Here is a 25,352-nt window from a genome sequence, read left to right as displayed (position 1 = left end):
ATGACCCAAACTGTTCGCAGCCGCAAAAGCGAAATGAAAAATTTTTCACAATAGTTCTGAGAAGCAGGAAAGAACCTTCACCTATAAGCATTCAATTGAGTAAGAAAAGCAGCAAATTTCAGAATGTCTGAATAAAATATACTCAACAACAATCATTTTGAATTGAGCCAACCATGAACGCCATCCATACCACTGTCCATCACACCGCTGTCTTTGACCATCCGGAAATGGAAGACCACGAAAACATCGTGATCGTTCAAGATGCGAATACCGGTCTGAAAGCGATCATCGCCGTCCATGACACCCGGCTTGGCCCCGCTCTCGGTGGCTGCCGCATCTGGCCTTACGCCACGCCGTCCGAAGCTTTGAATGATGCGCTCCGGTTGTCCCGCGGCATGACTTACAAGAACTCGCTCGCAGGCCTTGAACTTGGCGGCGGTAAGGCGGTTATCATCGCTGATCCGCGCAAGGATAAATCAGAAGCTTTGATGGAAGCCTTTGGACGGCATGTGGAGCGGTTGTCCGGCACTTACATCACGGCTGAAGACGTCGGCGTCTCACCAGAAGATATGGAGGCGGTTGCGCGCCACACGGACCATGTGCGCGGCACCCAGGCAACAGGACTGGGAGACCCCTCACCCTACACCGCCCTGGGTGTCTTTGAGGGCATTAAAGCTTCCGTTGCGCATGTCTTCGGTGATCCGTCCTTGTCCGGTCGGACAGTCTCGGTTCAAGGTCTTGGACATGTCGGCTTCGATGTCGCCCGTCAACTTCATGAAGCCGGCGCCAACCTGATCGTTTCCGATATTCACAAGCCGGCCGTTGAGAAGGCTGTCGAAGCCTTTGGTGCAAAGAATGTTGATCCGGCGGACGCGCACAAGGTGGAGGCAGATGTGTTTGCACCGTGCGCTCTAGGCGCAGGCCTCAACGCCCGCACCATTCCGGAAATCAAGGCGCGGGTCGTGGCGGGCGCTGCGAATAACCAGCTACAGACACCGGCTGATGGCGTGGCTCTCAAAAACCGCGGCATTCTCTATGCACCGGACTACGCGATCAACGCAGGCGGCGTTATCTCGATCGCTCTGGCAAAACCAGGCGGCAACGACCAGGAAGTCCGGGAAAAAACAATCGCAATCGGCGATACGCTGACCCGGATCTACGACCGGGCAGTCCGCGAGAATGCGGCACCGGAACAGATTGCTGATAGAATGGCCGAAGAACGCCTCTCAGCCGCACGTCCGATCTAAGTCTCCTAAGACTAATCTTGGAATGGCGGGTTTAGTCCCGCCGTTTCTTAGACAAACTGCAGTCTTTAAGAGTATTTGCTCTCGTTCGCGCTCTTGAACATTTGACGCACCAGACGTTTGGCATCTTCTACAGCCTGCTCGCCCAGCTCCGCGTAAGAAGCTGTTACACCCTCGTGGAGAAGATAGAGCGTCGAAGCGAACTGCATCTGACCGCTGAGATTTCCAAAAAACGTCAGCAGCTCCGATTTATGCCGGTTCACGGTTTCGGCGATGTCCGTGCTGTCAGGGTTGGCCGCAAGAGCCTGCCGGAAAAAGCACTCTTTGCCTTCTGTCATCCGCATCCAGCCACCCAGTTTGTCGAACAACTGCTCGGCAGCACTCAGACCAGGCTCTTCAACACCATCTGTGACGTACCGCATGTACCGTTGATGCCGGAACTCCAGAGCGCCCAAGATCATCGCCTCACGAGAAGGAAAATACCGGTAGAGGGTCCGCATGCTGACACCGACGCCGGCGCGCAAGACGGGAACGCTCGGTTCCGCGAAACCCCGGCTCCAAAACACCTGTTCCAAGCCTGCGGCAATATCGTCCTTGGAGTCACTCATGTTCAGATTGTGAGCCTGTATTTTTTTTAATCAAGAAAAAATTGCGCTTATTTTCGCCACGCAGGGTCTTATTTACCCTAAGTCACTCAAATTCCTAGCGCTAAGCCCCCGTGTGCACTTCCGCTCTTGATCGGGCCGCATACCAGCTGACAAGGAAATCAACCAGCGCCCGGACTTTCACTGTCAAATGGCGCCGATGCGGGTAAACGGCATATATCCCGCGCATTGGCTCTTCATGTTCCGCCAGCACAATCTTGAGCCGGCCTTCATTGATGTATTCGGAAACGAAAAACAGTGGCATCCGGATGAAGCCAAGCCCCTGAAGTGCGGCCTCACAAACCGCCTCTGCGCTGTTGACCTCAACGGGCCCTTTTACAGTGACCATCTGGCGTTCGCCTTGGCTGCCAAACGCCCAGTTTTGCTTGTACCGGTAATTGGTGTCGATGATGCAGGGGCGATCCGCCAGGTCAGCCGGTGTGTTTGGGACACCAACTTTAGCCAGCAGGTCCGGACTGGCACAAATCACTGTCCGAAACGGCGCTATTTTTCTCGCAATCAGACTGGAGTCTTCGAGCTGCGTCACCCGCACCGCGATGTCGAACCCCTCCTCCACAAGGTCCACGAACCGGTCTTCAAGCCTGAGATCAAGAACGACATCAGGATGCTGCGCGAGAAACTCCATCATGGCTGCATTCAAGAGCTTGTCACCCATAGACCGCGGCGCCGACACACGCAGCCGCCCGCGGATCTCCTGATGGGATGACTGAACTGATGCCTGGAGGTCGTCAATGCGCTGGAGGATTTCAGAGGCTTCCTTGTAGTAAGACTCTCCAACTTCGGTCATGGAAACCTGGCGGGTTGTCCGGTTCAGCAACCGGACCCCCAGTTCATCTTCCAACTCGCTAACGTATTTGGAGACGAGCGCCTTGGACCGCCCCATGTCTCTGGCAGCGGCGGAAAACCCTTTGGAATCCACGACCTGAATAAAACAACGCATCCGCGTCAGCGCGTCCATAGGGCAAAGCCTCCACCGAATCTGAGGTGTTCACATCACCACAGTTCAAGCGGGGGCGCGACGGCGCGTCAAGCGGACAAGTCCCGACAAGCACCAAATGAGAATGAATCCACCCGCAGCGCCAACCCCAGCGCTCACCAGACCGACCGGGGTGACCGGAATAGCTGGCGCATAATCCTCCGCGGTAGCTTGCGCCAATTCGCGGTCCGGGCTTTGAACGAGAATGAAGATCCGTTCAAACGGACTGGCTATTTCAAAATCGGATTTTTGATCTTTGAGATGAACAAGACGCTGGCTCGCCCGCTCAATACTTGCGCCCCGCGCCTGAATGAACGGATCTGCTGATGCCTTTTGCCGGTCAATCGCCTCTGGAACAGTGAGACCATAATCCGCCGCATCTTGCCGGAAGTCCGCCATAACCTGCTCCAACGCATCGATCGCACCACCCAGGCGCTGCCGGTATTGTTGCGCGAACTCCGGAAGCTGTGATGTCAGCGTGCCGCTGGCTAGCATCGTCAAAACTGTGAAGATCCGCAGCATCCGCGCCACTCCATGAAATGATGCAAGCCTAATTCACAGCCAAGACAATCAGATCACAAAGATCTACCCGTCCTGAAGGGAGATAATGCCTGCTTCGTTCTTTTCGCTGCCGAAAGCGAGCCGAAGCCCGGCGTTATCCCAACCAAGGCTGGTGATTGGATGGCCTCCAGGACGCCGCAACAAGACTTCCGCGTTATCTTCAAACCGGCTCATCATGACCATGCCGTCCTGATAGCCCAGCGCGACGACCTCTTCCTTTGGATGGCAGGCAACCGCCGTAACCAAGACGTCGCTCCGTGTCCCAAGCTGCAATGGGGTTTGGCCCATCGGACCGGTTTTTCCAAAAAACGGCCAAACGATCGCGGCATTGGCTCCGGAGGTTGCAAGATACTTGCCTTTGACCGACCAGCTGAAAGACTTAACTTTTGCCGGATACCCGGTCATGCGCATGTCTTGATTGTCAGACAGACGCCAGCCATGCAGCGCGTTTTCCTGCATTGCCGTCACGAGGTATTTGCCGTCGGGTGAAAAACTTGTTCCAAGATGGGCACCTTCCCAGGTCAGGTTGACTGGCTTGCCTTCCGTGCCTGCCCACCACAATGTGGCACCGTCGTACCGCGAGACTGCCAACCGCAGCCCCTTGGGTGCAAATGCTATACCTCCAACGGCCCGATCGTGGGCAAACTCTTTTTCCCGGCCATCCGACAAACGAACCCACGCTGTCCGGCCGCTCGCAAAGGCCACAACTCCGTTGGGCCCACAGGCAATCAGATCAATCCACTTGCGGGGACGTTCTGCCATAAGCTCGCTCGATCCATCCGGCGACGAGGCATAAATCGCACCATCATTGCCCGAAGTGACCAGAGATGTGCCATCAAACGATGGCTCCGCGGCCAAAAGGCCGTTCTTGTGAGGCGCCAGGTGAGTTTCGCCTACTTCAACGAAATGTATGGCGCCCTCACCGGTCGCGACATACGCAGCATCACCCAAAAAACCGGCTCGGACGACGAAGCCGTCCACGTCCATAGGAGCAACAATTGGCACCCTGCGCTCCTATTCCGCGGCACAAGCCTTGAAGTTTGCTTTCAAGACATCCCAGTTCAGATCCCGGCCGATAAAGACCAGCCGGCTTTCGCGCGGTTCGTCGTTCTTCCAGTCCCGCTGATGATCTCCCTCGACGATCATGTGAACGCCCTGGATGACATAACGCTGTGGGTCATCCTTGAACGCGAGGATTCCCTTCATTCGGAGAATGTTCGGTCCCTGGATCTGGGTCACCTGATTGATCCAAGGGAAGAACATTTCGGGATCAAGATCACCCGCGGTCAGTGAGATGCTTTTGACGGAATGCGTCTCTTCGTGGCCATGATGGTGGTGACCATGATCATGGCTGTGGTCATGATGATGGTCGTGGTCATGATCACAGTCCGGGCTGCATTCGTGGGCGTGATGACCGTGTTCCAGGAAATGGGGATCGAGCGACAGGATCCGATCAAGATCGAAGGCCCCGCGATCAAGCACCTTAGCGATGTCTACACCGCATCGTTCGCTATGATGGAGAACCGCATACGGATTGATCGACCGGATACGCGCTTCGACTGCGCTCAATTCGTCAGCAGATACCAAGTCGGTCTTGTTGATCAGGATAACGTCTGCAAACGCAACCTGATCTTCAGCTTCCTGGGTATCTTCCAGACGTTGTAGTACATGGCGTGCATCCACGACCGCAACAACAGCGTCCAACTTCGCCGCGGCCCGCACATCGTCATCCATAAAGAAAGTCTGCGCGACGGGCGCAGGATCGGCAACACCTGTGGTCTCCACGATAATGGCATCGAAGGCGCCCTTGCGCTTCATCAGATTTTGTACGGTCCGGATCAGGTCGCCACGAACTGTGCAGCAAATACAGCCGTTGTTCATTTCGAAGATTTCTTCGTCCGACTCGACCAACAGGTCGTTGTCGATACCGACTTCTCCGAACTCATTGACGATGACGGCGTACCGCTGACCGTGGTTTTCGGTCAGGATCCGATTGAGCAAAGTGGTTTTTCCGGCGCCCAGATATCCTGTCAAAACGGTGACCGGAATCTGAGCCGGGGTCTCCTGGGTCGCAGACATTGCGTATCTTCCTGGAAAATTGAAAAAGGCGGGCTCATCTGAGCCCCGGTTAGCCGCCATATAATCATATCCTTGCCGAATTGGGAGAGCAGATCGCGATTTTTACAGCTGTTGGAGGTCAGTGCGCGAACTGCCGGACCCCGAACTGCTTTCAGCACAAGCGGCCTTTCAGGCGTCTCGCAGCGTGCTATCACTGGAGGGAAGTCAGATTTGCAACGCGGAACGAAGACGTCATGAAAACGATTTCTGGGTTTGATCGGATCGGTGAGGAAAATGCATTTGCCGTTCTTGCGCGCGCCACGCAGCTGGCGGGCGAAGGGCATGACATCATCAATCTGGGAATTGGCCAGCCGGATTTTCAAACGCCGGACCACATCGTCGAAGCGGCCATCAAGGCCCTTAAGGATGGCCACCATGGCTACACACCGGCCACCGGCATTGCCCCGTTGCGCGAAGCGGTATCAGCCGATCTTCATAAGCGTCACAACGTCGACAGCAATCCGGACAATGTCGTTATTGTGCCAGGTGGCAAGGTCACCATGTTTATGGCGATACTGATGTTTGGCGAACCCGGCGTGGACATTCTTTACCCGGACCCAGGTTTTCCCATTTACCGGTCAATGATTGAGTTCACAGGCGCACGCCCGGTTCCGGTGCCCATTCGCGAAGAAAACAATTTCGCGTTTTCCGCTGAAGAAACGTTATCTCTAATGACGGAAAAGACCCGTCTTCTGATCCTCAATTCACCAGCAAATCCAACCGGTGGTGTGACACCGAGATCGGAAATAGAAACACTGGTCGAAGGTCTGGCTGCCTTCCCCGAGGCAGCCGTTCTTTCTGACGAAATCTACTCTCAGATGACCTATGACGGCATGGAGCACGTGTCGTTGCTGTCGTTTCCGGAAATCCGCGACCGCCTGATTTTACTGGACGGATGGTCCAAAACCTATGCCATGACCGGATGGCGGCTCGGGTTTTCCTTGTGGCCAGATCAGCTGATCGACAAGGCACGCAAGCTTGCGGTCAATGCCTGGTCGTGCGTCAACGCCCCTGCACAATATGCTGCACTTGCCGCGCTGACCGGTCCGCAAGACGCCGTTCATGCGATGGTTCGCGAGTTTGATCAGCGCCGGAAGATCGTCGTCGAGGGTCTGAATGCAATAGAAGGGATTTCGTGCAAAACACCACTCGGTGCGTTCTATGCCTATCCAAACATCAAGCAGACCGGTTGGCCGGCTAAAAAGCTGGCGTCTGCACTCCTTGAAGAAACCAGCGTTGCCGTAATCGGAGGCCCAGACTTTGGTGTACTCGGAGAAGGTTACATCCGCCTCAGCTATGCGAACTCATCCGAAAACATCCAGAGAGCGCTTAACAGGATAGAAATTTTCCTATCCGGTCAAAAATCATAAGTCTTTATCCACACCCATCTTAAGATACTTCTGAATAAGACATAATTTACCTTAAGAAAATTCGAATTACGCTACGTATTGTTTTATTAAACCTTTAGGCCGTTCAATGCCGCTCAAGCTGAAAAAAGCGTGATGGTGGGAAACGAGAGATGGCGACAAATATTGCCTTGGATCTGGAGCAATCCTTTGGAGAGCTCAATGAGTGTGTTCTGGTCACGCAACCCGACCGCACGATCATCTTCGTCAACAAGGCGATGGAAAACTTGCTCAAGGAGGATCGTCAGGACCTGATCGGCACGACGACCGAGCGCTTTTTCGCAGACAAAAAGCATTTCGAAAATCTTGGCGAGATCTACGAAACGCCGACTGACCAGCGTCACCGCAAAGCGTATGCGTTCGACATCAAAATCGGTGACGGAAGTATTGTCCCGCTGGAAGTCGTGAGCGCTCCACTCTTTGACGCGGACCACAAACTGACAGGCATCCTGTTCATCTCACGCGACCAGTCTGAACGGATTGCGCTTGAGAAACGAGCTAAAAACATCGCGGAAACGCTGGACGATGCTCTGGATGCAATTTCGGAAGGCTTTGCAATCTACGACACGGATGACAAGCTGGTTGTCTGCAACAACACCTACCGCGAAATCTACGCGCCTTCAGCGCCCGCCATGCAGCCTGGCAACTCCTTCAAGGCCATCCTGAAATATGGTCTCGATAGAGATCAGTACGACACCAAAGGCCTGACGAAAGAGGAATGGCTCCAGGAACGCCTGAGTCATCATAAAGCTGCCGACGGCAAGGTGATTGAACAATCGCTGGCGGATGGCCGGTGGCTTCGGATTTCAGAGACCAAAACCCGGAGCGGCCGGAGAGCAGGTATCCGGGCAGATATCACAGAGATGAAAACGGCCAAAGCTGAGGCCGAATCCGCTTACCGGAACCTCTCTCTGATTGCCGATAACGTTTCTTGCTCCATTACTGAGGTTGATCTTGAAGGCCGGTGCGTCTTCATCAACAAGATCGGCTGCGAATGGTTCAATGGCACGCAGGAAGAACTCCTGGGAACCCGTCTTCGCGAACGCCTTCCGTGGAAAGAACGCGAGCAGGTTCGCCAGGTGTTTCAAAAAGCCTATGCCGGCGAGAAGTCTGCCGCAGACATCTCTTTCCACTTCCCGGACGGCATTTCCCGCGAATGCCAGTTTGAGGCAACACCAAGGTTTGACGAGGCGGGCGACGTCTCAGGCCTCGTGGTCATGATTGTCGACATCACGGACAAGAAAAAGACAGAGCGCACACTCGCAGAGCTTTATGCGATTACGTCAACCAACGAACTTACATACGAAGATAAGATTGCAGAGATCCTTCGGCTCGGATGTGAGCATCTCGACCTGCCATGCGGGATCATCAGTCACGTCATAGATGACCGCTATTCCATCAGCCATGCGCACAGCCCAGGATGTGTCATCGAACCAGGCACATCCTTCCCGCTGGAAGATACCTATTGCACCTTGACTCTGGATGCCGACGGCCCGATCGCAACGGCAGAGGCGTCAAAGTCTGAGTTCGCAAAACACCCTTGCTACCGGGTTTTCGGCCTGGAAACCTACATCGGTGCTCCTCTCCTGGTCGATGGGGAAATCCACGGGACGATCAACTTCACGTCCGAAGTAGTTAGAAAACGTCCGTTTACAGAAGCTGATGTTCAAATCGTTCGGCAGTTTGCGGATTGGGTGGGTCATGAGATCGCTCGCGACCGTGCCCACAAGGCTTTGATGCAAGCCAAGATCAACCTCGAGCGGATCGCAAGTATCGACGACCTGACCGGCATCATGAACAGGCGGGCTTTCCTCGAAGCCGCTAACACGGAAGTCGCTCGCTACCGTCGGACACAGCGCCCCTTCACGGCGGTTATGATCGACATCGATAACTTCAAGCGTATCAACGACCGATGCGGCCACGCTGTCGGCGATGAAGTGCTAAAAAAGTTTACCAGTATTATCGGCGGTGCTCTGCGCGCGGTTGACGTATTTGGACGCGTCGGCGGCGAAGAGTTCTGCATGATCCTGCACAACACCACTATGGAAGATGCCATGCTGGTGTCACAGCGGCTTCGCGAAAAAATCGTCGAAGAGTGCCAGTTCGACAATGTGGACCAGACGATCACCTGCAGCATGGGGCTTGCATCTATCGCGCGTGAAGACGTCGAGTTTTCGACGCTCATGCAGCGCGCCGATACGGCCCTTTATACCGCAAAAGAAACCGGCAGGAACCGCTGCGTCGAGTTCACACCCGCACTGGAGCCGGACGCTGCAGTTTAGGAACGACATCCGACTTTGCGACAGGGTGTCGCAGGTTAGCCGGAGCATGCCGTACATTTGACAGTCGAACATCACGGTGAGACCCTACCGTGGTGTTTGGCGCATGAGTACGTGAGCATAAACCAAGCCCATCACAGAATAATTTGGAACGCGACCGCGCCATTACGGTTTACCTCGACGACAACGTCTTGGTGAACGCAACCATGGGAGGTTCGCTTGTTCAAAAAAATACTAGTTCCAATTGACCTCAGACACCCTGATGCACTTGAGAAGGCGATCTCGGCTACGGCAGCAATCGCCAAGTCTGAAAACATTCCGGTTGTCTTCGCCGCAGTATCAACGGCAGCCCCGACTGCGCTCGCACACAATCCGGATGAACTCAAATCCAAGATGGCGGAGTTTGCCGAAGCACAAGGCAGGCAGCATGGGATTGATGCGACCGGACAGGCGTTTTTTTCGCATGACCCGTCGATTGATCTGGAAAACGCTCTCTTAAAGGCGATCGACGAAACCGGCGCGGATCTGGTGGTTATGGCAACGCACGTGCCGCACCTGTCCGATCGTTTCTGGCCGTCCAACGGCGGCCGAATTGCGTCCCACGCGGGCGTTTCGGTCTTCCTTGTCCGCTAGACCCGCCTCTCACGTTAGAAGGAACGCTCCATGAGCGACGATACAAGCAATCAGGGCATCCCGGATCCCGACGGCGCTGCCAACATGATCGATACCGACTATGAGATTGGCCAAGACAATATCGAAACACAGGTTGGACCATTTAATTTGGACATCCATAATCCTGTTTTTCTGGTGTCCGGCCTGACAATCGTAGCGTTTGTTTTTCTGACGCTCGCTTTCCAGACAGAAGTTGGACCTGTCTTTGACGCCCTGCGAAACTGGCTGACGTCCAACCTGGACTGGTTCTTCATCCTGTCTGGAAATGTTTTCGTATTGGTCTGCCTGCTCTTGATTGTGACCCCTTTGGGCAGTGTCCGCATTGGGGGCAAAGACGCAGAACCCGACTATACCTACTTCGGCTGGTTCGCGATGTTGTTCGCAGCAGGCATGGGCATCGGTCTGATGTTCTTCGGCGTGCTCGAACCTGTCTATCACATGGCGTTTTCATCGCCGCTCGGTGTACCGTCACCCTTTGATGCAGATGGCAACCTTATCGAGGAGAATGTTGCCGCGGCCAAGGCCATGGGCATGGCCGCCACCATCTACCATTGGGGCCTGCATCCCTGGGCGATCTACGCAGTGGTTGCGCTTTCGTTGGCCTTGTTCTCATACAATAAGGGCCTGCCGTTGACGATGCGCTCCGTCTTCTACCCAATTTTTGGAGAGAAGACTTGGGGCTGGCCGGGACACGTCATCGATATTCTCGCGGTTTTCGCAACACTCTTTGGCCTTGCAACATCCCTCGGTTTTGGCGCTCAGCAAGCCAATGCCGGACTGGAGTTTGTCTTCGGCATTCCGGTCAGCGATACGGCACAGGTCGTTCTCATCATCGGCATCACGGTTGTCGCTCTTGTGTCGGTGATGCGCGGCCTCGACGGCGGCGTGAAGGTGCTGTCAGAGATCAATATGATGATTGCGGCTTTGCTGCTGCTGTTCGTCATCATTGCCGGCCCAACCATGACGCTTGTCAGCGATTTCTTTGCGAACCTTGGCGCTTATGCCCGCGAGGTCGTGCCGCTTTCCATGCCCTTCGGCCGGGAAGATGACGGTTTCCGGCAGGGCTGGACTGCGTTTTATTGGGCGTGGTGGATTTCCTGGTCGCCGTTTGTCGGCATGTTTATCGCCCGGGTCAGCCGCGGCCGCACAGTGCGCGAGTTCGTAATCTGCGTTCTGATCATTCCGTCAATCGTTTCAGTTCTCTGGATGACCGCCTTCGGCGGCACCGCGATCGAGCAAGTACTGACGGATTCGGGAAGTCAGGTTCGAGAATATGTGATCGCGTCCTACAGTCCTGAGCTTTCCTTGTTCGGAATGCTTGCGGATCTGCCGTTCGCATCCATCACGTCGTTCATTGCCATCATCCTGGTCATTGTCTTCTTCGTGACCTCGTCGGACTCAGGATCCCTGGTCATTGATACGATCACTGCCGGTGGCAAGGTGGATGCGCCTGTTTCTCAACGGGTCTTCTGGTGCACGTTTGAGGGCTTGGTAGCGATTGCGCTCTTGCTGGGCGGCGGCCTCGGGGCCTTACAGGCCATGGCGGTCTCTACGGGCTTTCCCTTCACAATCGTCTTGTTGCTCGCGTGTTATGCGATCTTCAAGGGATTGAAAGATGAACCGCGTTAGGTGAATCGCCATTTAGAAAAGAGAATGGGCGGCCAGGCCGCCTATTTTTGTTGGCGTGTTTAGTCAGGGAGCTGCGGCGCCAACCGCACTCCGGGCGGCGGCGAGCTTTCGCGAACCCGCAGTTGGGGTTCGATAACGATCGGTGTGTTCGGAACACGATCACCCGCGATTTGCCGGAGCAGTGTCAATGCTGCCAGCCGCCCGATCTTGTCCGGTTGGGCGCCAACAGTTGTTAGGGCCGGTGTGCGGGCATCGGCACCATCAATGTCGTCATACCCGGTGATGGCCATTTCCGGTCCAGGTTCGACGCCCGCCCGCCGCAAGGTGGTCATCATGCCAAAGGCGACCAAGTCATTGAAACAGACAGCCGCTGTTGGCCGTTCAGCAGCTCCCAGGATCGCCGGTGCAGCCGAGCGCCCGTCTGCTTGGGTCATCAGCTCCGGCATATCAACTTGCGCATCCGGGTCTAGTCCAGCATCCAGCATGGCCTGCCGCCACCCTGTATGCCGGTATCTGCCGGTGGAACTGTCGCGGCGGCCACCCAGCATGGCGATCTGACTGTGCCCCTGATCAATGAGATGCTTTGTGATCTGGTACATGCCGGCTTCATCGTCGCCGCGCACGCACGGCGCCCAGACCCCCGCCACCTCCCGCGCCACCAAAGTCACAGGGATACCCTGATCAACGAGGCGATTTATCTCCTCAGCTGAAGTTCCAACCGAGGGACACAAGATCAGACCATCGGCACGGTGCTGGAGCAGGGTATTCACGAACGCCTTTTGCCGCTTTACGTCATCCCTGTGATTGCAGATAAAGATCATCTGCCCCTGCTCCTCCAGAACATCCTCAAGAGCTGAGAACACTTCGGCAAAGAACGGGTTCAAGATGTCATGGACCGCCACCCCGACAATTTGACTTCTCGAGGTGCGCAGAGAAGCGGCTGACCGGTTGTAGATATAGCCGATCTCTTCAGCTGTCTGCTTGACCTTTGCCCGGGTTTCTTCAGCGACCAGCGGACTGTCCCGCAAGGCCAAAGAGACTGTCGCTGTCGAGATCCCAAGTTGGTCGGCAATATGACCCAGCGTCAGGCGTTTTCCGGGTTTTTGCGTCCCTTCCGGTGTGCGGGACTTGTTATTTTCACTGTCGGGCATGCCGTACACTCAAAGTTCGGTTGCAGCGGGCGGCGGTTTGGAACACTGCGCCAGCTGGAACGATACCGCGTAACAATCCTCTGATCAGTTACTTTGGGGAGCGGAAGAGTCGAATTCTTCTCTCAAATTTACGACGACGCGGCGGTTTTGCGACTGACAGGTCACCGCATCGCAATCGGTTACAGGACGCTCCACGCCATAACCCTTGGTCCACATGCGTTTGGCATCGACACCCCGTGCAACAAGCGCGTTGTAAACCGCCGTTGCTCTTTGTGTCGACAATGTTTTTTGGGCCGCTTCACTGCCCGGATCATCGGCATGGCCCTGCACTTTCACCAACCAGGATTTGTTCTGCTTCAACCATTTTGCCTGGTTATCGAGGGTCATTTTCGCTTCATCAGAGATCGTCGCCGATCCTCTGTCGAAATAGATCCTTCTGCCCACATTGATGATGAACTCTTCTTCAGATCCTGGACGGATTTCGGCAAAACCGGCCGCCGGAGCATTCGTTACGTTCGGTGAAGCAAGGTTTGACGCCGTATTGCAGCTGGCAAGCCCCAGGCCAAAAACGACAGCCAAACAGATGCCGCCTGTCGTACGGCCAAATCGAATAGACAAAAACGCCCCCAATTGTTTTTCATTTATGACCGGGTTCAACCGGCATTTGCCCCAAGGTGCTCCAGCACCAGTACACCTGTGCCCTTCGGACAGCGCTGGTAGAGATCGATCACATCTTCCGGGAACATCCGGATACAGCCACTCGACACATCATGACCGATACTCCAAGGCTCCAGGGTGCTGTGCAAACGGTATCCAAGGTCAACGCCATCGCGGTAGAGATAAAGTGCCCGCGGCCCAAGCGGGTTGTTCGCCGCCCCACCTTCCACTTTGCGCGGCAATTCAGGCTGGCGTTTCAACATTTCGGGGGGCGGCACCCAGCGCGGCCATAAGGCCTTCCGATCAATTCGGGCACGCCCGTACCATTTGAAGCCTTCCCGGCCAACTCCGACCCCGTAACGGAGCGCAGTATTGTTTTCCCAGACCCAATAAAGGAAATGGTTGTTGGTGTCGATCACCACAGTGCCATGAGGCTCCGGGCTGAAGTACTTGACCATCTGACGGTGCCAGACCGGATCAATCTTTTTGAAGTTGGTCCGGCGATACCGATACCCGTTGTCATCCTGGTATCCGGTAAAATAGGCATTGGCTGCCGCACTTGCGCGCGCAGCTGTGGGCAATGCCATGCTTCCGGCAACAACCGCTGCACCCTTCAGCAGCGTTCGGCGATCAAATTCCATCCCGATCCTCCCAGGCAATCCAGCCAATTGAGACCTGACATTTCAAATCTGGGATTATTAAGCCGTCAACTCCAGCGCAGGGTCAACAGGGGAGGCACCGGAATTGCGGCTTACGCTGCCTTCACTTGCTCCCGGTAGAGGATGTAAAGCCCGGAAGCGACAACAATCGATGCTCCCAGGATCGTCGTCACGGTCGGAACATCGTCAAAAATCAGATAGCCAAGAACAATCATCCAAACGATCTGAACATAAATCAAAGGCGCAAGGACCGGAGCTGGGGCCATACGGTGTGCCAGAATGAAGAGAAAGTGACCTCCGCCGCCAAGTGCCCCAGTCGCAACCAGCAAGGTCCACTCCCACAGCCCATTGGGCGCCTGCCACACAGAAATGCCCACCGGCGCCATGGCAACCGCAGCAACGACACCTGAAATGATCAGCATTCCGGCAGAGCTGTCGGTCGCAGCCAGTTTCCGGGTAAGGAGCGCATAAACGGCATAGAAGGTCATAGCGGCCAGTGAATAGACGACGGCCCAATGGAGCCCTCCAAGCCCCGGCCGAGTCACCACGAGCACCCCAATGAACCCGACAACAATGGCAGCCCACCGTCGGATTCCGGCCCACTCCCCAAGAAACGGCCCGGCGAGAGCGGTAATGACAAACGGTGCTGCGAACATGATTGACATCGTTTCGGCAAGCTGCAGATAGCGAACCGCCAAGAAATTAAAGATCGTCGTCCCTAACAAACAGAAGGCACGCACGATTTGGAGCCCCCAGCGGTCTGTGCGCAAATACTGCGGTGACTTCCACACCTGGAACAGAACCAGGGCGAGAACCACGTGGCTGACAAACCGCACCCAAACAATTTGAAGCGTTGGCAGATTTGCGGACAGGTACTTTGCGGTCGCATCCAGAACGGAGAAACACAGGCAAGCAAGAATAATCAGCCCGATCCCGGCAATTGGAGCCGTGGTATTGGCGCCACCACTGCCATCATTTTGTCCTTGACCCGAGACTGCAGACATCGCCAGTTGACCTTTTTAAAATGCTGCAGTTGGTGTTGAAGAGAACCAAAAACGCAGATAACGACCCTGCCTCGGCCTAGGGACACAGGTGCAGGGCCACAAGGATACAAGATGCCAGTTGCAGGAATTGAAACATGGCTGGGCTGCCTCACCGTGACAGAAACCGATGGCGCCATCACCGACCTACAATGGAATGGTGCGCCAAGCCAAGCGGAAACGCCGCTTCTGCGAGAAACAATCCGGCAGTTGTCAGCCTATTTGGAGGGAGACTTGAAAAACTTCGATTTGCCTCTGAGCCCCAAAGGCGGTGATCTGCATCAGGCCGTATTCAAGGCTATGCTGGAGATCCCATACGGCGAGACACGAACATATGGCGACCTGGCCCGTGACTTGGACACTTATGGACAACCCATCGGCCAAGCCTGCGGCGCCAACCCGATCCCGGTCATCATCCCATGTCACAGGATTTTGTCTGCCAACGGGCTCGGTGGTTACTCCGGCTCTGGCGGCACTGAGACAAAAATTGCGCTCCTCAAACTCGAGGGCGGCTTTCCGTTTTTAGTTTAGCCCGCATTCTGAGGCTTACGCGTTAAAGGAAGAGCGTCGCGGACATGACCAGAAGTGCAAGGACAAGCCAAAATGCCAAGGCTTTGCTCTGAGGATTATACCGGGACGTATCTGAGCGCCGCCCAACTTTCATATTGAATGGATTTCGCGGTCCGCTGCGCCCAAGAGAAGCCGTCGAGACCTTATTGAACCGTTTGCGCAATTCCTCAGCACGTTTAGCGCCTCGTTCATTGTCGATTGTATGGCCGGACATAACCCCCTTCTCTTTCTCCTTGGAATTTAGACCGTTTGCTTTTGACGTGGGTCGGCTACAAGAAAATTCAAATGAGCGTTTTGTAATCTTTGGCACCACGAATTCTGTCTTGCTGGGGTCATACAGGCGCACTAGGAAACCGAAACACCAATGCGCGTGACCGGATCCCACATGTCAGTCAGTCCCGACACCAACAAAAATAACGAAAACCACAATGACAACTTGCCGTCACTTATGGAGGTGACGAAAGTCGCGTCGAAAGTCGGACTTCTATCTTTTGGTGGCCCTGCGGCGCAAATCTCGGTGATGCACCAGGAGTTTGTCGAAACCCGTAAATGGCTGTCCGAAGAGCGTTTTCTTCATGCCTTGAATTACTGCATGCTTCTGCCCGGTCCGGAAGCACAGCAATTGGCAACCTATTGTGGCTGGTTGACCGGCAAGACTTTGGGTGGGCTGATCGCCGGTTTGCTATTTATCTTACCCGGCGCTCTCACAATGGCTGTCGTGAGCTACATCTATGCGGCATATGGCGAAACCCAGATTATCAACGCGCTGTTCTACGGCATTAAAGCCGGAGTGCTGGCAATCGTACTGCAAGCGTTGTTGCGGATTGGCGTAAAGGCACTAAAGACCCGATTAAGCTGGCTACTATGCGGTCTTTCGTTTTGCGCTCTGTTTTTCTTTGCGATCCCATTTCCATTGGTCATCATATCGGCCGGAATGACCGGGCTTGTGTTTGGCAAGCGGGAAGAAGAAAAAGAGCGACCGGCAGACACATCGCAGTCTCATCCATCTGCCATCAAGACGCTCAAGACGCTCGCAATCGGAGGATTTGTTTGGCTGACGCCGCCGTTCCTTGCTGCTCTATTGCTGACACCCCAGTCCGTCCTCGTTGATGTTGCAGGGTTCTTTGCAACTCTTGCTGTGGTCAGTTTTGGGGGAGCCTATGCCCTCCTCAGTTACATGGCCCAAGTCGCTGTTGACACAAAAGGCTGGTTAACTGCGGGTCAAATGCTGGACGGCCTCGGCCTTGCCGAAACAACTCCTGGCCCGCTCATTCTGGTGACGCAATTCGTCGGGTTCCTGGGAGGCTGGCAGAACCCAGGACCGCTCACACCGATAACCATGGCGTTACTCGCAGCAGCAATGACCACCTGGGTAACGTTTGTGCCAAGCTTTTTGTTCGTTTTGGCCGGTGCCCCCTGGATGGAGCGGCTGTATGGGAATGCGTATTTGGCAAGCGCTCTGTCAGCGATCACTGCTGCCGTTGCGGGCACAGTCTTGAACCTTGCAGTATGGTTCGCAATCAATGTCTTGTTTACTGAAACAAAGACCGCGTCGATTGGTCCCGTGACAGTGATTGCACCGCCCCCCGGCAGCTTAGACACGATCCTTTTCGCGATCGCCGTTGCCGCCGCCGTCCTTGTTTTTTGGGCTAAGCGCGGAATGTTCACAGTGATCGGAACAACGGCCGCCCTCGGTCTGGCCGCAAAAATGCTGACAAGCTAAAAATCGCTTGGTTTTAGATTGTGGCGCTGAGCGCACCCTATCAAGCGGCAGTCAATTCCTTATCGGTTTTGCTCGCTGTGTCCGCTTCGTCGGGTTCCAGATCCTCTTCGTGATCCGGGTCATCATCAACCGAGACAGACAGATTTTTTTCAACCTGCCGCAAAAGCTTGCGCAGTTTCTTACGATCCTTGTCTTCGATGCCCGCCATCGCCTCACGTTCCAAGCGCTTCCAGGCTTTATCGACAGAGACAACTAGGTCCCGGCCAGTTTCTGTCAGATAGACACGTGCAAGGCGTCCATCTGAATCTGACACCTGACGGCGGACATATCCCTGACTGGAGAGCCGGGTAACCATTTTGGTGACCGTCGGCGGCTGAACCCCAAGGGCCAAAGCAAGCTGGCTCATCGTCCGGCCGTCGGCATCCGCCAAAACCTTCAAAACAAGCTCCTGCCCTGGATGCAAACCAATCCGCATAAGATGCGCACCTGACCGGGCGCGCTGTGCTTTGGCGGCCTGTAACAGCCGGAATGTAATGCTCTTTTTGTAGTTGAAAGGCATTAATGGATCCCCGAACGCAGATTCATTCAAATCGTTCATCTTGAACGGGGGGAAACCTAACCAAGTTATTTAACCGTCAAATGACAGTCTGAATTTCGACATCCCACAAGCGTGTTCTACGCAAAAAACTTGCCGCAGCTCAGAAGCCTGGGAAGGACAGTTTCACGTCAGCCCGCCTCAAGCGTCTCTACAGGTGAACGTGCGATCTCAAGGCAGCGGCAGCATTAACTGTCATTGAAACCCATGGCGGATATCATCTCATTCCTGGAAGCACTTTAACCATTGAGCCTGACGATCTTTATCGCAGGTGGGTTGGGTGGCATCGCTGCATTTCTAACCACATCAAAGACCGCTTCGACGCAGGTTCGGTTCGGTATGGCCGGTTTTGCGATAGTCGGCATCATCGCCGCTTTCACTGTTCCCCTTTTCCTTTCACTTCTACAATCGAACATCCTGAATGAAGTTAAGAACGGCGAAAACAGTGAGTCCTATCTCATTTTTGGAGGCTTCTGCATATTGGCCGGTTTCTCGGCAAAGGCCTTTCTGTCGACATTGTCGGATCGCGTCATCAACGAGCTGACTAACAAGATGGCCGACAGCCAACAGCGCGCGGAAGTTCAAATTCAGGAGCTAAAGGACAATCTCGCCTATAAACTACAAAAGGAAGAAGCCGCAGTTGCTGATCAAAACAATCCTCTTTCGCCGAAACTCAGCCAAACAGGTCGGTCGCTGAGCGATCTTGAGAAAACGGTCTTAAGCGCATTGGGCGATTTGGCTGTCCGGACAATAGACGGCATTTCCCAGGATTGCGGGATCACAAACGACCAGACAGAAGACGCCATCGCGAAACTGATCGACTGCAAACTTGCCACCCACCATTTGCCTTTCGGAACCCGCCGGAGGCTTGTTTCGCTCACACAAGATGGTCTCGAATTGTCAGCCCGTCTTGCAACCGGTGCAATACTCTAGCATCACGCTGGTATCATGAATGAAGCCGAAAGCGTCTTCAGGCAAAAAGCGATCCTGCTGCTTGTTGCAAGTCATTCGCCCGCTCCAAGGCTGCTTGGTATGCCTCTATTGCACTGGCGTCAGGTCGGTTACGCGAGGAGCTGCTACTATCATCCTCATTATCGGAATTGGCGTCGCCCGATGATTCTGCCTCGTTGGCGCTAGCGACATTTTCAGATGGGTTATTCCTGCTCGCCGAGCTGTTCTCAGCACCCGGGACTTCTGACGTTTCATCCGTTTCATCGCCGCGCAACTCTTCCAGTTTTTGCTGACGCAGCTCAGCCTGGGCCTCAGACAATTGTGAACGTGCCTGTTGCGCAACTCTCAGGTCTTGGCCAGACGGTTCGGCCGGGGCCAGAGCAGCGCTGATTACCACGCGCATTTTCCGGATCGTTGCCTCAGGTGTGCGTTCTGTTGACGTATCGATCTGTACCTCACCACCTACGGCATAACGCTTGCCGTCAGGGCCTTGCTGGAACGTGTAAGTCGGAGCACTTGCATAAGCGCCGCCCACCCGGGCATGAGCCTGTTCATGTGCCCGGACTTCACGGTCTCTTTGCTTCAGTTCCTGAACCTGTTTTTCTTCACCCTCCGTCAGCCCGTCTCCATCTGCATCGTCGTCCGGCTCTGTCTGCTGTGCCGCATCCTGACCAGAAGACGCAGGGTTAGCAGGCAATTGCGCGCCGGCTGATTGCGCTGCACCAGCACTCACTGTATCGCCGGACTTCTGAGATTGGTCCTGGCCACTTTCTTCAGATAATTGGCGCCCATCACCTAACGGTTCCGCCTGGGATTTTCGGCGCGCCGGGGCGTCCGATTCATCGGTTTCTTGCAAGGCAAGGATTGCTTGCGGCGTTAAAAGAGGCGCCGCCCCCGCCCGAACAGCAATAGCCCTTGGGCTCGCCTGACTGTCGCGCACAGCAGCACCGTCCCGGTTCTGAGCTATCTCCTCAGAACCGGGAGCCGCGTCACCAGCGACACCGCTGCTTCTCAATAGGTTCGCCGGCGTGTTGGATAAAAGTGCGCCGATCATCGGGCTATATATCCCCGAAAAACATCGCCAATTTGTTAATTTGTATTAAGAATTCGAGATCAAAACTTCGCGAGGATTATTCGGCGCCCATTTTCGTCAGACACCAGAAAATCGGGTATCAAGAAGGCGAGACTTAGAATCAGGATACCAAGAATGCTGCCCAAACGTTTCTGGCATGAGATGACAACAGAGGATTTCAAAGATGCCGACACCGAAGACTGGATCGCGGTCCTGCCTGTGGCGGCAATTGAGCAGCACGGGCCACACTTGCCTCTGTCGACGGACACCACACTCGCCGAGGGCCAGGTCCGACGGGTAATTGAGCTTCTTCCTAACCACCTTCCAGTGACATTCCTTCCTGTACAGACTGTCGGCAAATCAGACGAACATATCGATTATCCGGGGACCCTTACGTTCAGCTGGGACACCATCACCAATTGCTGGATCGAAATCGGTGAGTCCATCGCCCGTGCCGGAATACGGAAACTGGTTATCATCAATTCCCATGGCGGCAATGTTCCGGTGATCGATATCGTGAGCCGGGAACTGCGCGTTCGGCACGACATGTTTGTGCTGGGGACGAACTGGCTCCGCTTTGGACAGCCAGAAGGTCTTTTTCCGGACTGCGAATTTAACTACGGCATCCACGGTGGTGACATCGAAACGTCGCTCATGCTTGCTCTACGGCCAGAATTGGTGCGGATGGAACTTTCACAGGACTTCTCATCAGAACAACAGAGTTTTCTCAAAGAATTTAGGCATTTAAGAGGGCACGGGAAGGCCCAATTCGGCTGGAAAGCACAAGACCTCAACCCGCACGGCACTCAAGGCAACGCTTCTGCAGCAACAGTAGAAAAGGGGCGGCAATCACTGAACCACGCGGCGCAAGCCTTTATCGAACTCTTGGAAGATGTGCAAAGCTATGATCTTCACCGGCTTAAGCACCGTTAATGAATAAACCTCTTCCCAACGCATATTTCACAACGGAAAGTGTACTGAGTAGGGTTCGGAAAGCTCTACGCGATTGCAGCAATATGAATTTTTCCAACAACGACAAGCAGTTGACGGTGGTTAATTTCAGATCCACAGTGTGAGAGGATTTGCGGATTGTAACATAGAGCCTCTATGAACCTTTCAATCAGGCAGCTTGCGACCTTTCGGGAAGTCATGCGGTGCGGATCAATATCTGAAGCCGCCCGAACGCTTGGGCGAACGCAACCGGCCATTAGTTCAACCATATCCGGCTTGGAAACCGAACTCGAACTCAAACTTTTTGTTAGAGAACAGGGTCGGCTCGTGCCCACACCCGAAGCTGAATTCTTCCTTGAGGAAGCGGACGCTATTCTGAAGCGCCTCGAAATTTCCAAACGTACTTTGCGTGGACTTGCCAATCGAGAACAAGGTCAGCTGCGTATCGCTTGTATTCCGGAAGTCGCGGAGGATTTCTTGCCTGATGTGATATCGCGGTTTTTGTCCGATAAGACAAAAGTGAATATCGCGCTAGCCAGCAAGTCTTCTGCAGAAATTGAAGACCTGATCGCAGCGCAACACTTTGACCTCGGCATTGCTGAAACTCCGAGGATCAGAAGCTCTTTTGATCAGGTTGATTTCGAGTTGGAGTGCATGTGTGCACTTTCCTCTTCAGATCCACTGGCATCTGAAGAAGTGATCACACCGGCCGATCTCGATGGGTACCCGCTTGCCCTGCTGCATCCAGAACACCGCAGTCACAAGCAAACCTTGGATCGGTTTCGAGATACTGGCGTCCAATTAAATCAACGATTTGAACTCCAAACATCCAAACCTGGTCTAAAGTTCGTGGAAGCTGGCCTTTGTGCGCTCATTTGCGATATGGTAACAGCATTCAAAACTCAAGAAATATACAAGCATGGTTTTGGCCCTCCACTGATAGTCTTCAGACCCTTTCGGCCTCGGATCCAGAACAATCTGTCCATACTTACTCCGACCCATCGGCCGATATCTATCGTGGCTAAGGAATTTTCCGATACACTTGGCGGACGCATTTCCGAAATTCGGTCATCAATGATTAAATCTGTTTCTTGACGTGCATTTGTATTTCTGACCCGGCGCGGGTCATGCTGAATATGGTCGGCTTAAACCTATCAGTTCCGGAGATATCGGCTTTAGCGCATTTACCCTTTTGTTTTCGGGCGTATGCTTTGTCTTTTTTGCGTTTCTGCGTTGGGTGCCGCCCTGCTTGATGAGGCGGGCTGATGGTCTGACCAATATCCGCCGCCCGAATACACAAAAGGCCGCCCAAAAGGCGGCCATTTTTGTATTTGGTTGCGGGATTAGGTTTTGAACCTGCGACCTTCAGGTTATGAGCCTGACGAGCTACCGGGCTGCTCCATCCCGCGTTATTTTTTTGGGCAGAGGGTACCTTTGTATCCTCTAGAGGCTTTTGGCCGGCCCTTCATTTTTGTTTTGTTTGTCCTTTGGCCTTGCGGGCAAACTGGGCAGCTCCAAGTGGGCATGCCATAACTGTTTCTAGAGACCGGTGTATCGCGCGGATTTGGAACATGAGTTCCGTGCGCCGATTAAAACGCGCATATCCCCGCCAAAGAGCGAGGTTTTGATTTTTTTGGGGATTTGATTGCGGGAGCAGGATTTGAGTGTTTTCTGCCCCGTTGCGTCGGACGTTGTCCTCCTTCCGGGGACCCCGTCAGGTCAAAATCAGCGACCCCTTCCAACAAAAAAGCCGCCCAAAAGGCGGCTGTTTTTATTGGTTGCGGGAGCAGGATTTGAACCTGCGACCTTCAGGTTATGAGCCTGACGAGCTACCGGGCTGCTCCATCCCGCGTTAAGGTGGAGGCTATCGTTGAAGAGGTGTGCTGATGTGTTGGCACACTTTTGGAAGAGATGCACTCAAGCAGGCGTTAGCCGATAGTGCACTGAAGTTTCCAAATTGCGCTTTGCAGGCCTGGCAGCGACCTACTCTCCCACACCTTAAGATGCAGTACCATTAGCGCTGGGGAGTTTCACGGCCGAGTTCGGGATGGGATCGGGTGGGGGCTCCCCGCTAGAGCCACCAGGCCGGCGAAGGGCAATTTGGATGTAAAACTGGTCTTGTTGTTTAGCCCTCACGGCCGCACCGCGCATGACTGCGCTGGCCTGCGGGAACGCGGCCTGACCGGCCGGCGCGCGTTGCGCTTGCGAACCTTTCGGTTCGACGTCATTTCCCTTGAGAATCTAAACTGGTCTTATTTTGAAGTTGATTAGAGCACTTACCGAAGCCTTCAGGCTTCGCAAGGCCAAGTGGCCGCCGCGCACTTTTGCGCGCCCCCGCGGAGCTTAGCGCCACAGGCGCGCTCAAGCGTGAGCGCAAACCATCTAATCTTTTACAAAGCGCCTTTTGGCGCTTTTAAAAGATGAACATTGACTAATGAGAGGATCAAGCCGAACGAGCTATTAGTAAAGCTAAGCTTCATGCATTGCTGCACTTCCACACGCTTCCTATCGACGTGGTGGTCTTCCACGGCTCTTCAGGGAGAACTGGTTTTGAGGTGGGTTTCCCGCTTAGATGCTTTCAGCGGTTATCCCGTCCGTACATAGCTACCCTGCAATGCGGCTGGCGCCACAACAGGTCCACCAGAGGTACGTCCATCCCGGTCCTCTCGTACTAGGGACAGATCCTCTCAATTCTCCTACACCCACGGCAGATAGGGACCGAACTGTCTCGCGACGTTCTGAACCCAACTCACGTACCACTTTAATTGGCGAACAGCCAAACCCTTGGGACCTGCTCCAGCCCCAGGATGTGATGAGTCGACATCGAGGTGCCAAACAATGCCGTCGATATGGACTCTTGGGCATCATCAGCCTGTTATCCCCGGCGTACCTTTTATCCGTTGAGCGATGGCCCTTCCACGAGGGACCACCGGATCACTATGGCCGTCTTTCGACTCTGCTCGACTTGTCAGTCTCGCAGTCAGGCAGGCTTATGCCATTGCACTCAACGAGCGATTTCCGACCGCTCTGAGCCCACCTTCGCGCGCCTCCGTTACCATTTGGGAGGCGACCGCCCCAGTCAAACTACCCGCCACACACGGTCCCGGACGTTGTTGCGCCGCGGTTAGATATCCATAAGGACAAGGGTGGTATTTCAAGGATGACTCCACATCTGCTGGCGCAAATGCTTCAACGTCTACCACCTATCCTACACATGTCATTACGAATACCAGTGTGAAGCTGTAGTAAAGGTGCACGGGGTCTTTCCGTCTGACCGCAGGAACCCCGCATCTTCACGGGGAATTCAATTTCACTGAGTCTATGCTGGAGACAGCGGGGAAGTCGTTACGCCATTCGTGCAGGTCGGAACTTACCCGACAAGGAATTTCGCTACCTTAGGACCGTTATAGTTACGGCCGCCGTTTACTGGGGCTTCAATTCGGTGCTTGCACACCTCCTCTTAACCTTCCAGCACCGGGCAGGCGTCAGACCCTATACGTCGTCTTGCGACTTCGCAGAGCCCTGTGTTTTTGATAAACAGTCGCCACCCCCATTTCTGTGCCACCTATACCTGGTTGCCCAAGTACAGGTCTCCCTTCTCGCGAACTTACGGGAGCATTTTGCCGAGTTCCTTCAGCATAGTTCTCTCAAGCGCCTTGGTATTCTCTACCAGTCCACCTGTGTCGGTTTCGGGTACGGTTTATACGGTGGAGCTATTTCCTGGAACACCTTCGCTGCACCCCCAATCCAATAAGGAGATACAACACACGGCATCCGTCACTACCACCAAGTACAGGAATATTAACCTGTTTCCCATCGACTACGCCTTTCGGCCTCGCCTTAGGGGCCGACTAACCCTGCTCCGATTAGCGTTGAGCAGGAACCCTTGGACTTTCGGCGAGGGAGTCTCTCACTCCCTTTATCGTTACTCATGTCAGCATTCGCACTTCTGATATCTCCAGGAGCCCTCGCGGGTCTCCCTTCGCAGACTTACAGAACGCTCCGCTACCGCATGCACTTAAAGTGCACACCCGCAGTTTCGGTGTATGGCTTGAGCCCCGGTACATTTTCGGCGCGGAGACCCTTATTTAGACCAGTGAGCTGTTACGCTTTCTTTAAATGATGGCTGCTTCTAAGCCAACATCCTGGTTGTTTTGGGATCTCTACATCCTTTCCCACTTAGCCATAACTTAGGGACCTTAACTGGCGGTCAGGGTTGTTTCCCTCTCCACAATGGACGTTAGCACCCACTGTGTGTCTGCCGGATAGTACTTCTCGGTATTCGGAGTTTGGTTAGGATCAGTAAGGCGGTAAGCCCCCATAGCCCATCCAGTGCTCTACCCCCGAGAGTATTCATCCGACGCTCTACCTAAATAGATTTCGCGGAGAACCAGCTATTTCCGAGTTTGATTGGCCTTTCACCCCTAGCCACA

General features: G+C 54.4%; 21 protein-coding genes, 2 tRNA genes and 2 rRNA genes (1 of these 25 running past the window's edge). 10 read left to right on the top strand and 15 right to left on the bottom strand.

Going from position 1 to position 25,352, the window contains the following annotated elements:
• Positions 1–173 precede the first annotated feature (173 nt).
• Entirely contained in the window at positions 174–1,247 is a 1,074-nt protein-coding gene (locus AC0J4F_RS07840) for a Glu/Leu/Phe/Val dehydrogenase dimerization domain-containing protein (protein WP_133951283.1), read from the top strand.
• A 65-nt stretch (positions 1,248–1,312) separates the two neighbouring features.
• Here AC0J4F_RS07840 and AC0J4F_RS07835 read toward each other — a convergent pair whose 3' ends face one another.
• The 5 genes from AC0J4F_RS07835 to AC0J4F_RS07815 all read right to left on the bottom strand — a co-directional run bounded on the left by AC0J4F_RS07835 (position 1,313) and on the right by AC0J4F_RS07815 (position 5,525).
• Entirely contained in the window at positions 1,313–1,852 is a 540-nt protein-coding gene (locus AC0J4F_RS07835; protein WP_133951281.1) for a TetR/AcrR family transcriptional regulator, read from the bottom strand.
• A 100-nt stretch (positions 1,853–1,952) separates the two neighbouring features.
• Positions 1,953–2,867, bottom strand: coding sequence for a LysR family transcriptional regulator (locus AC0J4F_RS07830; protein ID WP_133951279.1), 915 nt, complete (start codon positions 2,865–2,867; stop codon positions 1,953–1,955).
• A 45-nt stretch (positions 2,868–2,912) separates the two neighbouring features.
• Complete coding sequence (locus AC0J4F_RS07825) at positions 2,913–3,407, bottom strand: DUF2937 family protein (protein ID WP_209002508.1); 495 nt, start codon at positions 3,405–3,407, stop codon at positions 2,913–2,915.
• A gap of 63 nt (positions 3,408–3,470) precedes the next feature.
• The gene (locus tag AC0J4F_RS07820) at positions 3,471–4,451 is read right to left on the bottom strand and encodes a WD40 repeat domain-containing protein (RefSeq protein ID WP_473025909.1); all 981 of its coding nucleotides are present in this window, start codon (positions 4,449–4,451) and stop codon (positions 3,471–3,473) included.
• 9 nt (positions 4,452–4,460) lie between these two features.
• A complete protein-coding gene (locus AC0J4F_RS07815; protein ID WP_473025908.1) occupies positions 4,461–5,525 on the bottom strand; it encodes a CobW family GTP-binding protein in 1,065 nt (354 codons plus the stop codon).
• A gap of 233 nt (positions 5,526–5,758) precedes the next feature.
• Here AC0J4F_RS07815 and AC0J4F_RS07810 point away from each other — a divergent pair, with 233 nt between their 5' ends.
• The 4 genes from AC0J4F_RS07810 to AC0J4F_RS07795 all read left to right on the top strand — a co-directional run bounded on the left by AC0J4F_RS07810 (position 5,759) and on the right by AC0J4F_RS07795 (position 11,550).
• Positions 5,759–6,934 (top strand): pyridoxal phosphate-dependent aminotransferase, encoded by a 1,176-nt coding sequence (locus tag AC0J4F_RS07810; protein ID WP_133951271.1) that lies wholly within the window; start codon positions 5,759–5,761, stop codon positions 6,932–6,934.
• A 149-nt stretch (positions 6,935–7,083) separates the two neighbouring features.
• Positions 7,084–9,252, top strand: coding sequence for a sensor domain-containing diguanylate cyclase (locus AC0J4F_RS07805; protein ID WP_473025907.1), 2,169 nt, complete (start codon positions 7,084–7,086; stop codon positions 9,250–9,252).
• Positions 9,253–9,468: 216 nt separating this feature from the next.
• Complete coding sequence (locus tag AC0J4F_RS07800; RefSeq protein WP_473025906.1) at positions 9,469–9,882, top strand: universal stress protein; 414 nt, start codon at positions 9,469–9,471, stop codon at positions 9,880–9,882.
• A gap of 30 nt (positions 9,883–9,912) precedes the next feature.
• Positions 9,913–11,550, top strand: a complete 1,638-nt coding sequence (locus AC0J4F_RS07795; protein ID WP_473025905.1) for a BCCT family transporter — start codon at positions 9,913–9,915, stop codon at positions 11,548–11,550.
• Positions 11,551–11,609: 59 nt separating this feature from the next.
• Here the strand turns inward: AC0J4F_RS07795 and AC0J4F_RS07790 are convergent, their stop codons facing one another.
• From AC0J4F_RS07790 to AC0J4F_RS07775, 4 genes are all read right to left on the bottom strand, one after another.
• Positions 11,610–12,701, bottom strand: coding sequence for a LacI family DNA-binding transcriptional regulator (locus AC0J4F_RS07790; RefSeq protein WP_473025904.1), 1,092 nt, complete (start codon positions 12,699–12,701; stop codon positions 11,610–11,612).
• Between the two features lie 84 nt (positions 12,702–12,785).
• Entirely contained in the window at positions 12,786–13,358 is a 573-nt protein-coding gene (locus tag AC0J4F_RS07785; protein ID WP_473025903.1) for an OmpA family protein, read from the bottom strand.
• Complete coding sequence (locus AC0J4F_RS07780) at positions 13,355–13,945, bottom strand: L,D-transpeptidase (protein ID WP_473026414.1); 591 nt, start codon at positions 13,943–13,945, stop codon at positions 13,355–13,357. Before AC0J4F_RS07780 ends, AC0J4F_RS07785 begins: the two co-directional genes overlap by 4 nt.
• 164 nt (positions 13,946–14,109) lie before the next feature.
• Entirely contained in the window at positions 14,110–15,021 is a 912-nt protein-coding gene (locus AC0J4F_RS07775; RefSeq protein WP_473025902.1) for a DMT family transporter, read from the bottom strand.
• A 111-nt stretch (positions 15,022–15,132) separates the two neighbouring features.
• Between AC0J4F_RS07775 and AC0J4F_RS07770 the strand changes: the two genes are divergently transcribed.
• Both AC0J4F_RS07770 and chrA read left to right on the top strand, forming a co-directional pair.
• Positions 15,133–15,588: a methylated-DNA--[protein]-cysteine S-methyltransferase gene (locus AC0J4F_RS07770; protein WP_133951257.1), complete on the top strand. Its 456-nt coding sequence runs from the start codon at positions 15,133–15,135 to the stop codon at positions 15,586–15,588.
• Between the two features lie 424 nt (positions 15,589–16,012).
• The gene (chrA, locus tag AC0J4F_RS07765; protein ID WP_473025901.1) at positions 16,013–17,350 is read left to right on the top strand and encodes a chromate efflux transporter; all 1,338 of its coding nucleotides are present in this window, start codon (positions 16,013–16,015) and stop codon (positions 17,348–17,350) included.
• A gap of 40 nt (positions 17,351–17,390) precedes the next feature.
• Here the strand turns inward: chrA and AC0J4F_RS07760 are convergent, their stop codons facing one another.
• Complete coding sequence (locus tag AC0J4F_RS07760; protein ID WP_473025900.1) at positions 17,391–17,909, bottom strand: MarR family winged helix-turn-helix transcriptional regulator; 519 nt, start codon at positions 17,907–17,909, stop codon at positions 17,391–17,393.
• Positions 17,910–18,191: 282 nt separating this feature from the next.
• On the opposite strand from AC0J4F_RS07760, the gene AC0J4F_RS07755 reads away from it, so the two are divergent.
• The gene (locus tag AC0J4F_RS07755) at positions 18,192–18,878 is read left to right on the top strand and encodes a YEATS-associated helix-containing protein (RefSeq protein ID WP_473025899.1); all 687 of its coding nucleotides are present in this window, start codon (positions 18,192–18,194) and stop codon (positions 18,876–18,878) included.
• 37 nt (positions 18,879–18,915) lie between these two features.
• Here AC0J4F_RS07755 and AC0J4F_RS07750 read toward each other — a convergent pair whose 3' ends face one another.
• Entirely contained in the window at positions 18,916–19,950 is a 1,035-nt protein-coding gene (locus tag AC0J4F_RS07750; protein ID WP_473025897.1) for a putative metalloprotease CJM1_0395 family protein, read from the bottom strand.
• Between the two features lie 153 nt (positions 19,951–20,103).
• Between AC0J4F_RS07750 and AC0J4F_RS07745 the strand changes: the two genes are divergently transcribed.
• Positions 20,104–20,901, top strand: a complete 798-nt coding sequence (locus tag AC0J4F_RS07745; protein ID WP_473025895.1) for a creatininase family protein — start codon at positions 20,104–20,106, stop codon at positions 20,899–20,901.
• A 174-nt stretch (positions 20,902–21,075) separates the two neighbouring features.
• Positions 21,076–22,014: a LysR family transcriptional regulator gene (locus AC0J4F_RS07740; protein ID WP_473025894.1), complete on the top strand. Its 939-nt coding sequence runs from the start codon at positions 21,076–21,078 to the stop codon at positions 22,012–22,014.
• 237 nt (positions 22,015–22,251) lie between these two features.
• On the opposite strand, the gene AC0J4F_RS07735 is transcribed toward AC0J4F_RS07740, so the two are convergent.
• The 4 genes from AC0J4F_RS07735 to AC0J4F_RS07720 all read right to left on the bottom strand — a co-directional run.
• Positions 22,252–22,328: transfer RNA gene (locus tag AC0J4F_RS07735), tRNA-Met, on the bottom strand.
• A 366-nt stretch (positions 22,329–22,694) separates the two neighbouring features.
• Positions 22,695–22,771, bottom strand: a tRNA-Met gene (locus tag AC0J4F_RS07730).
• Between the two features lie 118 nt (positions 22,772–22,889).
• Positions 22,890–23,004, bottom strand: a 5S ribosomal RNA gene (gene rrf / locus AC0J4F_RS07725).
• Between the two features lie 354 nt (positions 23,005–23,358).
• Positions 23,359–25,352, bottom strand: a 23S ribosomal RNA gene (locus AC0J4F_RS07720) (it continues 734 nt past the right edge of the window).

This window comes from Roseibium sp. R5 (assembly GCF_055755305.1).
The sequence above is the reverse complement of the archived record's forward strand: the minus strand, read 5'-3'. Positions and strand labels throughout refer to the sequence as shown.

Coding starts and splice junctions, on each gene's coding strand:
- AC0J4F_RS07745 (WP_473025895.1), top strand. CDS start 20,104: ATGCTGCCCAAACGTTTCTGGCATGAGATGACAACAGAGGATTTCAAA.
- AC0J4F_RS07805 (WP_473025907.1), top strand. CDS start 7,084: ATGGCGACAAATATTGCCTTGGATCTGGAGCAATCCTTTGGAGAGCTC.
- AC0J4F_RS07750 (WP_473025897.1), bottom strand. CDS start 19,950: ATGATCGGCGCACTTTTATCCAACACGCCGGCGAACCTATTGAGAAGC.
- chrA (WP_473025901.1), top strand. CDS start 16,013: ATGTCAGTCAGTCCCGACACCAACAAAAATAACGAAAACCACAATGAC.
- AC0J4F_RS07825 (WP_209002508.1), bottom strand. CDS start 3,407: ATGCTGCGGATCTTCACAGTTTTGACGATGCTAGCCAGCGGCACGCTG.
- AC0J4F_RS07770 (WP_133951257.1), top strand. CDS start 15,133: ATGCCAGTTGCAGGAATTGAAACATGGCTGGGCTGCCTCACCGTGACA.
- AC0J4F_RS07835 (WP_133951281.1), bottom strand. CDS start 1,852: ATGAGTGACTCCAAGGACGATATTGCCGCAGGCTTGGAACAGGTGTTT.
- AC0J4F_RS07775 (WP_473025902.1), bottom strand. CDS start 15,021: ATGTCTGCAGTCTCGGGTCAAGGACAAAATGATGGCAGTGGTGGCGCC.
- AC0J4F_RS07830 (WP_133951279.1), bottom strand. CDS start 2,867: ATGGACGCGCTGACGCGGATGCGTTGTTTTATTCAGGTCGTGGATTCC.
- AC0J4F_RS07840 (WP_133951283.1), top strand. CDS start 174: ATGAACGCCATCCATACCACTGTCCATCACACCGCTGTCTTTGACCAT.
- AC0J4F_RS07780 (WP_473026414.1), bottom strand. CDS start 13,945: ATGGCATTGCCCACAGCTGCGCGCGCAAGTGCGGCAGCCAATGCCTAT.
- AC0J4F_RS07760 (WP_473025900.1), bottom strand. CDS start 17,909: ATGCCTTTCAACTACAAAAAGAGCATTACATTCCGGCTGTTACAGGCC.
- AC0J4F_RS07810 (WP_133951271.1), top strand. CDS start 5,759: ATGAAAACGATTTCTGGGTTTGATCGGATCGGTGAGGAAAATGCATTT.
- AC0J4F_RS07815 (WP_473025908.1), bottom strand. CDS start 5,525: ATGTCTGCGACCCAGGAGACCCCGGCTCAGATTCCGGTCACCGTTTTG.
- AC0J4F_RS07740 (WP_473025894.1), top strand. CDS start 21,076: ATGAACCTTTCAATCAGGCAGCTTGCGACCTTTCGGGAAGTCATGCGG.
- AC0J4F_RS07795 (WP_473025905.1), top strand. CDS start 9,913: ATGAGCGACGATACAAGCAATCAGGGCATCCCGGATCCCGACGGCGCT.
- AC0J4F_RS07790 (WP_473025904.1), bottom strand. CDS start 12,701: ATGCCCGACAGTGAAAATAACAAGTCCCGCACACCGGAAGGGACGCAA.